Below are 12,818 nucleotides of genomic sequence, written 5' to 3' on the forward strand. Positions count from 1 at the left end.
CCTTATCATTTAAAAGGAGCTACCATGATTAAGAAAAAAATGATTGCTGTAACAGCATTATTTACTCTACTTTCATCATTTACATATGCAGCACAAGATATGACTGCACCAAAAGAGTACCCAAAAGGAGAACTTGGTAAATTAGTGAAACTAGGTGAAGATATTATGAATAATACAGATACTCACCCACTAACAAAAGATTTTGTAGGGAACAAACTACAATGTAAAAGCTGTCACTTAAAAGGTGCAGATGGTAAACCAGGTACAGCAGGAGGTATCTCTAGTTGGATAGGTACAGCAGCAGCTTTTCCTGCATGGTCTAAAAGAGAAAAAACAATTCAAACACTTCAAGATAGATCAAATAACTGTTTTATGAGAAGTATGAATGGTAAAAGACCAATTATTGATAGTGAAGCAAGTGTAGCTATGGCTGCATATATTACTTGGTTATCAGAAGGTAAAAAAATCAAAATGAATGAAAAAGGTCCTTGGAGTGAGCATAATACTAAGTTATATCCAAAAGCAGTAAAACACTTTAAGAAGATTCAAAAAAAAGCCACTCATGAAAACTATTTAGCAGGAAAAGAGATTTATAAAAATCAATGTGCATCATGTCACGGTGCAAATGGTGAAGGTGTAGCAGCATTTCCACCATTATGGGGTAAAGATGCAAATGGAAACTGGTTAAGTTATAATACTGGTGCAGGTATGAGTAAATTAGATAAAGCTGCAGCTTGGGTTAAATCAAATATGCCTTTAGGTCAAGGTAACAGTATGAGTGACCAAGATGTTGCAGATGTGGTTTTATATATGAATGCACAAGAAAGAGCATCGTTTGACCTTAAAAAAAGACTTCTTCCAAGAGAACAAATGGGTTATTATAACTCTAAAGTATTAGAAGAAAAACATACAGTTGAAAGTAACTTTAAGGCTTTAGGACTTAATTTAGAAGAGATTAAAAACGGTAAATAGTAAGCATTTGCTTACTATTTATAAAAAAAAGATTCTATCTTTAAAAAATAACTTTGTATATTTTCAAAAGAGTGATTTCCTCCTTTTACAACTTCTAAATTAGAATCAGGAAGTTTATTTATAGCTTGTTTATAGTCTAATACTTCATCATCTGTTTGTAGTAAAGTTAAAAATTTTTCTTGATTTTTTATATTATGTACTTCTATTTGTTTTAACTGTTCTAAATGTGTTGAAGTAATTTCAAATTTTGTATCATCAAAATAGTTTTTTGCCAATCCTATTTTATCTAATGTTTTATATGGATAAATTGCAGGATTAATTAATACTGCTTTTAAATTATATTTATTTGCTAAATATATTGAATAATATCCACCTAAAGAAGAGCCTATAAGATTAACTTCTTCACCTTTTTGCTTCAAAAGTTTAATTAACTGCTCTAAAGTATCAATTGCTAAAAAAGGGACATAAGATAAAGAAGGAGCAATAATCTTTGATTTAAAATACTCTTTAAATAAAGTAGCTTTCCCTCCATATCCACTACTTCCAAATCCATGTATATAAACTATCATCTTTTTACCTTTTTATCTTTTTGTAGTAAAAATGTTGCAATTGAAGTAATTATAATACCTGGAATAACAATTGTTTCAATACTTTTATTATCAATTAGTAAAAGAAGTACTGCAACTGCAACTGGATTTAAATAAATATATGACATTACTTTTGAAGGACCTAAAATAACTGTACTTTTTTGATATAAAAACAGAGTTATAATTGTAGTTCCAATTATCAAATAAAGCATATTATAAATTAAGTTTCCTTGAACTAGATGCCAATCTAAAGGTTTTTGAAAAATCAACATTCCCAAAGCCATCCAAAAAGCACCTCCAATTAAAGTGCAAAATACAAGAACTAAAGGATTATCATTTCTATATAAAAGTTTAATTGAAATTGAGTAACAACACATACAAAATGAACCAATTATAAATATATAATCTCCACTATTTAAAGAAAAAGATAAAAGTAAATTAAGGTCACCTTTAAAAATAACCCATAAAGTTCCTACTAAACCAACTAAATATACTATTAATTTATTAAAACTTATTTTCTCTTTAAAAATAAAAAGAGCTAATATTGCTGTCATTAAAGGAACAAGTGTATATAAAGTTCCTGTATTTAAAACAGTTGTTACTTTTAAAGCTTCAAACATACCCATAAAATAGAGTGAATAAAAAAGACTAATTATCAATGCCCTTGGTAGTGTTTTAAATATTCCATCTCTTAATGACTTTCTAACTAAAATAAAAGGTGCCATTATTAAAATTGCCCCTATAAATCTTAGTAGAGTTAAAGACAAAGGATTAACTACATTTGCAAGTTTTTGAGAAGCTAAAAAAGAACCAGCAACTAAAAATGTAGCAAAAAGAACATACATATGTGCTTGTAAAGTTGAAGTATTTTTCAATAATTATCCTTAATTTTTGAAATTATAATATTTAAAAGAGTTTATATTATTTACAAAAGTATAAGTATTACTTTTGGTATTATTTTTTAGTAGTTATTTAATACTTTATAAAGTTACATAAAATAGATAGTACTATTCAACTATTCTCTTCATTTAATAATTAATAATAACTAAATTATGATAAAAGTGTACTTTGATTTTTTTATAAGTTATATTTTAAAAGTTTATTAATTAGTATCCTTTAAAAGGATACTAATCATGTACAAAATTGTTTTTTCTAACTTCATTAGCAATTTGATTAGACATGTTTTCAACTGTTTTTACAACTTCATTTGTCTGTGTTGCTATTAATGCATTTTCTTGTGTAGTTTTATCAAGTTGAGAAATAGCACTATTTATTTGCTCTAAACCTTTCATCTGTTCATTTGAGTTATAAGTAACTGTTTCAACTATTTTTGTTGTATGCATAATATTATCATTTAGACTTTCAAAACCTTTATACATTTGTTCAACTACTTCTTTTCCATTTGTTGTACTAATAGTAGCACTATCTACTAAATCTTTTATTTTACTTGCTGCTTGAGCACTTCTATTTGCAAGATTTCTAACTTCTTGTGCAACTACTGCAAAACCTTTACCCGCTTCACCAGCTGTTGCTGCTTCTACTGCTGCATTTAGACTTAAGATATTTGTTTGAAAAGATATTTGGTCAATAATAGTAATTGACTCTATTATTGCTTGAACTTGATTATTTATATCTTCCATTGAGTTTGTTGTTTTTCTTGATAACTCTTTTCCTCTTGATACTTCATCTTTTAAGCTACTTGAATTAGTTGCTAATTCATTAATATTTGAACTATTTTCTCTCATTGTTTGAGTTATCTCTTCAAGATTTGCAGCACTTTGCTCTAAAGATACTGCTTGTTCATTTGCGCTTGTTGTTAATCTAATCATATTAGAAGATAATTTATTTGAACTACTTTTTAAAGTTTCGCCATTATGTAAATTAACATTTAACATCTTTGAAATTTCAACTCCAAGATTATTTACCCCACTCATTAGTGTACACAAATGTCCCTGACATGACATATTTGTTACTTTTGTAAAATCTCTTTGCTCATAAGATTTTAAGACATCAATAGTATGCATAATAATATTTTCTAAATTTGTAATCATTGTATTAAGATTTTGTGTTAATTGATTTATTACTGTATTTGATGTTTTTGCTTCTACTTTATTTGATAAAATCCCTGAACTAACATCATTAACTACTTTAGTAACATCTTCTAAAACCAAATTGTCTTGTTCTATTGTTTGTTTGATTTTTTTAATATTTTCATTTATTTGTTTTGTCATTATTCCTATTTCATCTTTTGTTGTTACTTCAATTAACTCTACACTTTTTTTCTCTTTATTAAGAAAAGATAAGAAAGATAATAAACCTTTTTCAAAAACCTCTAAAGGTTCAATTAAAGAAACCTTTGAAATATAAGATACAATTAAAACTAACACAATTAATATTGCAAATACAATTGAAACTAATGTTATAATTAAAGTATTTACATCTTCGTCAACTCTTTTTTCAATTTTAGTTACTTTTTGTTCAATATCATCAAGATAAATACCTGTAACTAAAGTCCAATTGAACTTATCAATACTTTTTGAAAATGCCATTTTCTTTATAAGTTTATTTGTATTTGGTTTTTTATAATAATATTCAACAAAATGATTATCATCATTTGCACTATTTATTAAAGCTTCTCTAAAAGCAAAACCCTTAATATCCTCTTTTTTTATATCTGTTTTTTGTCCATTAAGTTGTGGTTTTGTTCCATGAAAACCAAAATAGAAACCATCATCTTTTTTTTCATATGCAAAGAAATATCCACTTCCATCTAAAAATCTTGCACTTGAAGCTACTTTTATAATCTCTTCTCTTGCTTCTTGCTTAGTTTTACTATTTTTAATAATCTGTTCTGCTATTGTGTGAATAGTCATAATTTGATTTTTTAGTAACTCTTTTTTTTCATTTACCACTGAGTTTTCAAAATCTTTAATAGTTTCCTCACTATTTTTATATGTTAAACTAACTGTTATTACAGTAGTAATTAAAATTGCAATAAACACTGGTAAAACTACAAGTGTCATCAATTTACTTTTTATGCTGTTAAACATCGCCATCTCATTCCTCCTAGTTTATGTATCATATATGTATTGAAATTAAAAATAATTTTAAAATGAAAAATTTAAAATAAAATTCTAAGTTGTGATTCAGTTTGTAACAAAAGTGTAACTTTTTTTTGACATTATAATTCTTTCAATTTGTAATATTTTATTTTTGATAAGATTTTTTTGTGTATTATTACACTTAATAAAGCAAAAGGTGTAGTAAATGGCTAAAAAGAAAAAATCACTATTTGAGTGTCAACACTGTGGAGAACAAGCAACAAAATGGCTTGGTAAATGTCCAAACTGTGGCAGTTGGGATAGTTTCATAGAACTAAATGAAGAACAACAAGAGATTTTAAAAAAAACAACAAAACTTGTATCAACAACATCTAAAGCTAAGCCTATTACACAAATAGAACAAGATGATATTACAAGATTTAGTTCAAATAATAGTGAATTTGATTTAGTATTAGGTGGAGGAATTGTTCCAGGAAGTTTAACTTTAATTGGAGGAAGTCCAGGAGTTGGTAAATCAACACTTCTTTTAAAGGTTGCAGGAAGTATAGCTTCTAGTGGTAAAAAAGTCTTGTATGTTTCAGGAGAAGAGAGTGCAGGACAAATAAAATTAAGAGCAAATAGATTAGAAGCAAATCATAATGAATTATTTCTTTTAAGTGAAATCAAACTAGAAGAGATAATGGATGAACTTTTAAGACAAGATTATGAAGTTGTAATCATTGATTCAATACAAACAATATATTCTTCAGCTTTAACTTCTGCTCCTGGCTCAGTTTCTCAAGTAAGAGAAATCACTTTTGAACTTATGAGAAAAGCAAAGGATAGTGATATTGCAATGTTTATCATTGGTCATATTACAAAAGATGGTGCAATAGCAGGTCCAAGAGTATTAGAACACATGGTTGATACGGTTTTATATTTTGAAGGAGAAGCTAGTAAAGAAATAAGAATGCTAAGAGGCTTTAAAAATAGATTTGGAAGCACTTCTGAAATAGGTATTTTTGAAATGACAAATGAAGGTTTAGTAAGTGCAAAAGATATAGCTTCAAAATTTTTCAATAAATCAAAACCTCAAAGTGGTTCAGCTTTAACAGTAGCTATGGAAGGAAGTCGTGCACTTATATTAGAGGTACAAGCTTTAGTTACTGAAAGCACTTATCCAAATCCAAAAAGAACTGCAACAGGATTTGATGTAAATAGATTAAATATGCTATTAGCTTTACTAGAGAAAAAAATTGATTTACCACTAAATCATTATGATGTTTTTGTAAATATAAGTGGTGGAATAAGAATCAAAGAGAGCTCTGCTGATTTAGCAGTTATTGCAAGTATCATAAGCTCTTTTAGAGATAGACCATTATCAAAAGAATCAACATTTATTGGAGAAGTTTCATTGACAGGTGAAATAAAAGATGTTTATTCTCTTGATATGAGATTAAAAGAGGCTCAAGCACAAGGAATAAAAAAAGCTATTTGTGCACAAAAACCATCTACAAAACTTAATATAAAAGTTTTTGCAGTAGATGAAGTTCCAAAAATGATTGAGTTATTCTAATGAATAAAAGTTCAAAATTGAACTTTTACTCATTTTCTTTAAATTTTTTCTTTAATTGGGTAATTTCACAACTAAGTTTATCCCAACTTTCTTCGATATTTTCTTTAAACTTTTCCCAAGTGTCATCACTTTTATTTTTAAATTCATCTAAATTTTTTTCTGCTATTTGTTCTAAATTTTTAAGATTCTCAAGCTGATTTACATACTCAAGTTTTACTTCTGTTTTTGCGTTATCAACTCTTGTTTTCAATATAGAAATCTCATCTTTTAACTCTTGAAGTCTTCCTTCAATCTTCTTTTCATAAAGTTCTTTTTTAGTCATGAGATGTCCTCCTTTAAAAATTAACTTTGTATTTGGACAATGCTTTTACACTAAAGCCTTTCAAGTTAAATCTAGCTTAAACAAAATTTTAATCTTATTTCAATCTATTTTAGATATTATTGCAAAAAAATTAGGAAAGTTAATGATTGATTTAGACAATCGTGTAAATTTTAAAATAGGCCTTGAAAAGCTTGAAAAGATTGCTTTTAATTTGACAAATAAAGATATTGAATTGATTATTACAAATAATAGTGAAATTCAAAGGATAAATAAAGAACATAGACAAAAAGACAAACCAACTGATGTCCTTAGTTTTCCTTTAGAGTTTGATATGCCTAATATGCCTTTAGGGTCTATTGTAATATCAAAAGAGTTTGTAGAAGAGAAAGCAAAAGAGTATAATCACTCAAAAGAAGATGAATTTACTCTTCTTTTTATACACGGCCTTCTTCATCTTTTAGGATATGACCACGAAGTAGATAATGGTGAACATAGACAAAAAGAAGAAGAACTAATCAAAAAATATAATTTACCAAATAGTTTAATTATAAGGAACTCATAAAAATGGATTTTTTAATTTTTATTGTCTCTATGACTGCACTAATTTACGGTGCAGAATTTATTATTCAACAAAGTGAGAAAATTGCACTTCATTATAATATATCACACTTTGTTATTGGGGCAACACTAGTAGCAGTTGGTACAAGTTTACCAGAAATGGCAGTATCTATGTCTGCTTCTTTAAAAGGTAGTGGTGATATTGCAGTTGCAAATGTTATTGGAAGTACAATTTTTAATATTTCTTTAGTTTTAGGTGCTGTATTTTTAGTTGCTAAAAAAATATCTCCCAATAGAGACCTTTTTGCAAAGGATTCTGCATGGTCACTTTTTCCTATTTTAGTCTTTATTTTAATGGCAATAGATGGAAAATTAAATGCTGTTGATGGTATTTTATTTCTATTTTTAATGGGTGGATACCTTATTTTCTTAATTAATTCAAATCAAGTAGAAGAGATTGATGAAGAGCTTGCAAAAGAGAAGTTTGAGTGGATAAAAACATTGCTATTACTTGCAGTAGGTTTTATTTTTGTTGTAGGTGGAGCTGACTTTGCTATTGATAGTGCTTCAAATATTGCAAGAACATTTGGAATTAGCGAATGGGTAATTGGCTTATTTTTAATAGCCTTTGGAACAAGCTTACCTGAACTTACTATTTCAATAAAATCTGCAATGAAAAACAATGCTGACTTAGCAATAGGAAATATTATTGGTTCAAATGTTGCAAACTTTACAATGGTATTAGGTGTTAGTTCAATTGTTAATGTTTTAAATGTAGATTTAACTAAAAATTTCTTTGATATTACAGCTGCTTTTATAGTCTCTTTAATGTTAGTATTTATAACTGCGAATAAACTTTATAATAAGTCTGCTGGAATCGCTCTTCTTGTAGTACTAGCTTTAGTAATCCAAAATAGTTTAGCTTAAGGCTAAACTACTTTGAACAAGCCGGACATAATCCAGCAAAAACAATACTAGTTTGATTTATCGTATAATTTTTCGAAGTTGAAGCTTGTTTAACTAAACTTGATACATCAAGTTCTATATCTTCTATTTTTCCACAAGATGAACAAACTAAGTGTGAATGTTCATCTTTAACTAATTCATAAACTGACTTTGCATTTGGTATCTTAACTTCATTTAAAAATACCTTTTCAATCATTGCATTTACATTTTTATAAATTGTAGCTAGAGAAATAGATGGAAATTTAGCTAATAACTTTTTATAAAGGTCATCAATATTCATATGACCATTTGTATAAAGTTCTTCAACTATTGCTACTCTTTGTGGAGTAACTTTTAAATCATACTCTTTTAGTAAAGTTGTATAATTCATCATATTTTCTACCCTTTTATACCTTTCGTGAAATAATACTATATATACCTTTTAATTTCCACTTTTTTTTGTTATTATGAGTTTATTTAAAAAAAATATAAATTTAGATAAGTATCAAAAACTATTAAAGGAAAATAATTTTCCTTTAAGAAATAGATTGATACAATTTCTCTAAAGAAAAATTTTATCCAAAAGGAGCTTAAAATGAAAAAAGTTTTAAAACAATTAAAGTTAATTCAAGGTAGTTCATTAGTAATGTATACAAAATTACATAACTATCACTGGAATATAAAAGGATTACAGTTTTTCCCTATTCATGAGATGACAGAGAAAATGTATGGTGAATTTAGTACAATTTATGATGATGCAGCAGAAAGATTACTTCAATTAAATGAAAAACCATTAATTTTAATAAATGAAATAACAGATAATACATTTATTAAAGAAGATAAAAAAACTGATTTTGATGCAAAATATGTATTATCAAATATATTAGAAGATTTTGAAAAATTTTTAAAAGAGTTTAAAAAACTTTCTGAAGTTGCAGATGAAAATAATGATAACACAACAGTAGCTTTTGCTGATGATAATATTGCACATTTAGAAAAAAATATTTGGATGATTAAATCATCTTTAGCATAAATTCATAATTGTCTTTTTTAAGTTTAGATGAATTATAATCTTTAAAGATGAATATTCATCTAAACATACTAACAGGAGTTAAAATGAGACAGTATGAATCTTATAAATGTAATAAATGTGGAAATGTTGTTGAAGTACAGTCTGTAGGTGGAGGAGAGCTTCACTGCTGTGGCGAAAAAATGGAGATGATTACGCAGAATTTAACTGCTGTTAATCTTATGAAAGCCTTTGCTGGCGAATCAATGGCAAGAAACAAATATGAATACTTTGCAAAAATCGCTCAAAAAGAGGGATATAGAGATATTGCTGAACACTTTCAAAGAGCTGCTAATAATGAAAAAATGCATGCAAAACTAGAACTAAAAGCCTGTAATGAACTATTAACTGGAAAAGAGTTTGAAGATACTATTGGAAATTTAAAAATTGCAATTGCAGGTGAAAGTTATGAAAATGAAACTATGTATCCAGACTTTGCAAAAATTGCAAAAGATGATGGACACAGACAAATTTCAAAAATGCTTGATATGATAGGAAAAATTGAGATTGAACATGAAAATATGTATAAATCTCTTTTAGAAAGATTAGAAGCAGGTAAAGAGTTTGAAAGCGATGATGACGAAGAAGAGTGGATATGTGAAGTATGTGGGCATGTACATAGAGGTAAAAAAGCTCTAAAAGTATGTCCAGTTTGTAAACATCCACAAGAATACCAATCAAGATTAAATACAAAAAAATAAAGTAGAGTTTTCTCTACTTTATTTCACTAAAAGATTATGAGAAAATATATATTTTTATTTACAATTTTTTTTACAAGTTGCTTTGCAATTGAGTTAAAAGTAGCCTCTTACAATGTACAAAATCTTTTTGACTTAAACTATGACAAAACAGAATACAAAGAGTATATACCTAATACAAAAGCAAATTGGAATAAAAATACATATAATACAAAACTTAAAAATCTTGTAAAAGTAATAAAAGAACTTGATGCTAATATCATAGCACTACAAGAAGTAGAATCAATAAAAGTATTAAAAGACTTAAGAAGAAAACTTCCAAGATATAGATATATATCTTTATTAAAATATAAAAATAGTGCTGTTGGATTAGGCTTTTTAAGTGATATCAAAATATTACATAATAAAAAAATATCAGTAAAATTCAAGGATAAACTCTTTAGACCAATAATGGAAACTACATTTTACTATGAAAATGTTAAGTTTAAAATTTTCAATAATCATTGGCCTTCAAAAAAAGTTGCAGAAAGTTATAGAATAAAATATGCTTATACTCTTTTAAATAGAATAAAACAACTTCCAAAAGATTATGATTATATTATTTTAGGTGACTTAAACTCTAATTATGATGAAAAACAAACTTTATATCTTGAAAAAAACTTAGATGATAGCTTAAAGCTTACAGGTATTAATGATATTTTAAATACCATTGATGAAAATAGATTTATAACTAAAACTTCCATTTTAAACTTATCAAAAAACTTACACTATAATCTTTGGCTAGAACTACCACAAAATGAAAGATTCTCATATATCTTTAGAGGAAAAAATACAACTTTAGATAATATTCTTTTACCCTACTCTATGTTTGATGGTAAAAAAATCTCATATATAAATAATAGTTTTAAAGTATTTAAACCTAAATATCTTTATAAAAATAGAAAAATCAACTCTTGGCAAATAAAAAGAGGCGTACATCAAAATAAAGGTTTTTCAGACCATCTACCAATTTTAGCAAGTTTTGAGCTAAAGCCATATGAAAAAAAACAACAAAATATAACCTCAATCAAAGATTTGTATAAGGTAACACATATTGATAAACCTTTTATTGTAAAAGATGCAGTAGTAATTTATAAAAATAATAAAAGTGCTATAATTAAACAAAAAAATAATCATGCAATTTTTATATATGATGCAAAAAATCTAAAAGAGTTCTACTCATATGACTTAAAAATATTTGACATTAAAAGCTTTCATGGATTAAAAGAGGTTAAAAGTTTTGCAATAATAAAAGAAAAAAATAAAATTAATAATATAGAAGATTACTATTTAAATAGCAATTATGATTTAACAAAACTAAAATATCAAAATGAAGTAGTTAAAAACTTAGAAGTTATATATAAAAATAGATATGCTTACTATAATAATAAAAAAATTAGATTATATTTTAAAAATAAAAAACTAATTCCAAAAAACAATACAAAACTACTTTTAAAAAAAGCACATATTGGATACTTTAGACAAGAAGCACAATTAGTTATATATAAAAATAGTGACTTTAAACTTTTATATTAGTAAAATATATATAAAATTACAAATAAACGATACTTTTTAATAATCTATTAAATTATTTTTAAATAAAATAGCCCATAAATTATAAGTAAGGTATAAAAATGGGCAATACATATAATGTAATAGAAGCAGGAGTTATTCAATGTGCTTGTGGAGGTAAAGTAACATTAACATCCACAGCAAAAGTAGAACGAATAGCAGGAGCAAAGCCTTTATACCTAAAAGATATAATAGGAGCTCCAGTAGCTTGCCCAAGAAGTAAAAATAAATGTACAAAAGTAGCTTCAATATCAACAGCAGGAACAGAAACAAATGTAAAATCAACTGCCAATCATTTTTTATTAAGAACAGATGGATTTAAAACAGATAAAGGAAGAGCAGTTGTATTAAAAGCACCAGGACAAACAACTTCAAAAATCATTGCCCCACCAAGTATAGAAAGTAGTGTTGTAAAAGAAGAAGAACCACTAGAAGAAGCGATAAAACAAGAAGAAGAGATAAAACAAACAGAAAAATACTCTTTGTACTTAATAAGAAAAAGTGAAGATATATATAGACCACTTAGACCAACAAGAGCATTTTTAAAATCTGATGATACTTATGTAGGAAAAAAAGAGTTTGTTCAAATAAAAGATAATGTTCATGTGCATACCTTTGCCTATGTGTATGTTATTCAAGATGATAAAATACAAGAGTATAAAGTACTAAGTAGAGGAACACTATATAGTGAAAAACTACAAGAGATATTTTTTGAAAATACAAATACAAAAATAAAATATAACTATATACCAATATATGAACAAAGTGAAATAACTATCTCATATAGTAGTATAAGACTTACAAATAAAATAGATATATTAAAACTAAAAAAACAGATAATAAATCCAAAAGAGCCAGATAATAAAAATAGCTTTTATTTTAAAGACTCAAATAGTATAAATAAAACAATACTTACAAAAGATGATATAAAACTACAAAAAGAGTATAAAGTAAATAAAGAGGATAAAAATAAAAGATTAAATATCCTTTGTATAATAGAAGATATCTTAGCCCAAATAGAAGATATGTATGAAAGATACTACACAAACTATAAACTAGCATATGCTTATAATGATAATATTATTGAAGATATTAAAAAACAAAATTCATATGCATATACTATTGCGAATCTTGTAGATACATTTTATATAGATGAAAAACAAGAAAAAGATGTAAAAGAGTTAAAAGATACTTATCAAAAATTAGTTACGATACTTTTAAGTGATAAAATATGTAGTTCTATACTAACATCTTCAAATAATCTTGCAAATATATTAGATGAAAAAACTTTTGATATTGCAAAATCATACATAAAAGATGTAGCATATTTAAATAATGGATGCTTGAAAGATATAGTAAAATATTATGTAGATAAACATAGCTTTGTAACAAAAGATAATTATAAATATCTAAATCCAAATGCAACATATAAAGAAAAA

At 26.3% G+C, this 12,818-nt stretch carries 12 protein-coding genes and 1 pseudogene; 8 read left to right on the forward strand and 5 right to left on the reverse strand.

The window, feature by feature from the left end; translation table 11 throughout:
- Positions 1 to 24: 24 nt before the first annotated feature.
- Entirely contained in the window at positions 25 to 972 is a 948-nt protein-coding gene (locus tag CP960_RS08650; RefSeq protein WP_101185017.1) for a c-type cytochrome, read from the forward strand.
- A gap of 14 nt (positions 973 to 986) precedes the next feature.
- Here the strand turns inward: CP960_RS08650 and CP960_RS08655 are convergent, their stop codons facing one another.
- From CP960_RS08655 to CP960_RS08665, 3 genes and pseudogenes are all read right to left on the reverse strand, one after another.
- On the reverse strand, positions 987 to 1,541 hold the full coding sequence (locus CP960_RS08655) for a YqiA/YcfP family alpha/beta fold hydrolase (RefSeq protein ID WP_101185018.1): 555 nt from the start codon (positions 1,539 to 1,541) through the stop codon (positions 987 to 989).
- The gene (locus CP960_RS08660) at positions 1,538 to 2,434 is read right to left on the reverse strand and encodes a DMT family transporter (RefSeq protein ID WP_228152045.1); all 897 of its coding nucleotides are present in this window, start codon (positions 2,432 to 2,434) and stop codon (positions 1,538 to 1,540) included. The genes CP960_RS08655 and CP960_RS08660 overlap by 4 nt, the downstream gene beginning before the upstream one ends.
- Positions 2,435 to 2,686: 252 nt before the next feature.
- Positions 2,687 to 4,495: pseudogene (locus tag CP960_RS08665) on the reverse strand (methyl-accepting chemotaxis protein); the annotation flags it as partial.
- A gap of 331 nt (positions 4,496 to 4,826) precedes the next feature.
- On the opposite strand from CP960_RS08665, the gene radA reads away from it, so the two are divergent.
- Entirely contained in the window at positions 4,827 to 6,176 is a 1,350-nt protein-coding gene (radA, locus tag CP960_RS08670) for a DNA repair protein RadA (RefSeq protein WP_101185020.1), read from the forward strand.
- Positions 6,177 to 6,201: 25 nt separating this feature from the next.
- Here the strand turns inward: radA and CP960_RS08675 are convergent, their stop codons facing one another.
- Positions 6,202 to 6,498 (reverse strand): sll1863 family stress response protein, encoded by a 297-nt coding sequence (locus CP960_RS08675; protein ID WP_101185021.1) that lies wholly within the window; start codon positions 6,496 to 6,498, stop codon positions 6,202 to 6,204.
- Between the two features lie 142 nt (positions 6,499 to 6,640).
- Between CP960_RS08675 and ybeY the strand changes: the two genes are divergently transcribed.
- Together ybeY and CP960_RS08685 are read left to right on the forward strand one after the other, a co-directional pair.
- Complete coding sequence (ybeY, locus tag CP960_RS08680; RefSeq protein WP_101185031.1) at positions 6,641 to 7,060, forward strand: rRNA maturation RNase YbeY; 420 nt, start codon at positions 6,641 to 6,643, stop codon at positions 7,058 to 7,060.
- Positions 7,061 to 7,062: 2 nt separating this feature from the next.
- Positions 7,063 to 7,983: a calcium/sodium antiporter gene (locus CP960_RS08685; protein WP_101185022.1), complete on the forward strand. Its 921-nt coding sequence runs from the start codon at positions 7,063 to 7,065 to the stop codon at positions 7,981 to 7,983.
- Positions 7,984 to 7,990: 7 nt separating this feature from the next.
- Here the strand turns inward: CP960_RS08685 and CP960_RS08690 are convergent, their stop codons facing one another.
- Positions 7,991 to 8,395, reverse strand: coding sequence for a Fur family transcriptional regulator (locus tag CP960_RS08690; RefSeq protein WP_101185023.1), 405 nt, complete (start codon positions 8,393 to 8,395; stop codon positions 7,991 to 7,993).
- Between the two features lie 201 nt (positions 8,396 to 8,596).
- On the opposite strand from CP960_RS08690, the gene CP960_RS08695 reads away from it, so the two are divergent.
- The 4 genes from CP960_RS08695 to CP960_RS08710 all read left to right on the forward strand — a co-directional run.
- A complete protein-coding gene (locus tag CP960_RS08695; protein ID WP_101185024.1) occupies positions 8,597 to 9,034 on the forward strand; it encodes a Dps family protein in 438 nt (145 codons plus the stop codon).
- An 83-nt stretch (positions 9,035 to 9,117) separates the two neighbouring features.
- Positions 9,118 to 9,771: a ferritin family protein gene (locus CP960_RS08700; RefSeq protein WP_101185025.1), complete on the forward strand. Its 654-nt coding sequence runs from the start codon at positions 9,118 to 9,120 to the stop codon at positions 9,769 to 9,771.
- A 36-nt stretch (positions 9,772 to 9,807) separates the two neighbouring features.
- On the forward strand, positions 9,808 to 11,343 hold the full coding sequence (locus CP960_RS08705) for an endonuclease/exonuclease/phosphatase family protein (RefSeq protein WP_101185026.1): 1,536 nt from the start codon (positions 9,808 to 9,810) through the stop codon (positions 11,341 to 11,343).
- 98 nt (positions 11,344 to 11,441) lie between these two features.
- Positions 11,442 to 12,818 (forward strand): RNA polymerase beta'' subunit family protein (locus CP960_RS08710; RefSeq protein WP_133121146.1); only part of this gene is annotated, 1,377 nt, incomplete at its 3' end.

The sequence above is a fragment of the Malaciobacter halophilus genome (assembly GCF_002837275.1).
Lineage (GTDB): Bacteria > Campylobacterota > Campylobacteria > Campylobacterales > Arcobacteraceae > Malaciobacter > Malaciobacter halophilus.

Bases quoted from the DNA above. Each gene is read 5' to 3' on its own strand.
- CP960_RS08690 (WP_101185023.1), bottom strand. From the start codon at position 8,395: ATGATGAATTATACAACTTTACTAAAAGAGTATGATTTAAAAGTTACT.
- CP960_RS08675 (WP_101185021.1), bottom strand. From the start codon at position 6,498: ATGACTAAAAAAGAACTTTATGAAAAGAAGATTGAAGGAAGACTTCAA.
- CP960_RS08695 (WP_101185024.1), top strand. From the start codon at position 8,597: ATGAAAAAAGTTTTAAAACAATTAAAGTTAATTCAAGGTAGTTCATTA.
- CP960_RS08655 (WP_101185018.1), bottom strand. From the start codon at position 1,541: ATGATAGTTTATATACATGGATTTGGAAGTAGTGGATATGGAGGGAAA.
- ybeY (WP_101185031.1), top strand. From the start codon at position 6,641: ATGATTGATTTAGACAATCGTGTAAATTTTAAAATAGGCCTTGAAAAG.
- CP960_RS08650 (WP_101185017.1), top strand. From the start codon at position 25: ATGATTAAGAAAAAAATGATTGCTGTAACAGCATTATTTACTCTACTT.
- radA (WP_101185020.1), top strand. From the start codon at position 4,827: ATGGCTAAAAAGAAAAAATCACTATTTGAGTGTCAACACTGTGGAGAA.
- CP960_RS08705 (WP_101185026.1), top strand. From the start codon at position 9,808: ATGAGAAAATATATATTTTTATTTACAATTTTTTTTACAAGTTGCTTT.
- CP960_RS08685 (WP_101185022.1), top strand. From the start codon at position 7,063: ATGGATTTTTTAATTTTTATTGTCTCTATGACTGCACTAATTTACGGT.
- CP960_RS08700 (WP_101185025.1), top strand. From the start codon at position 9,118: ATGAGACAGTATGAATCTTATAAATGTAATAAATGTGGAAATGTTGTT.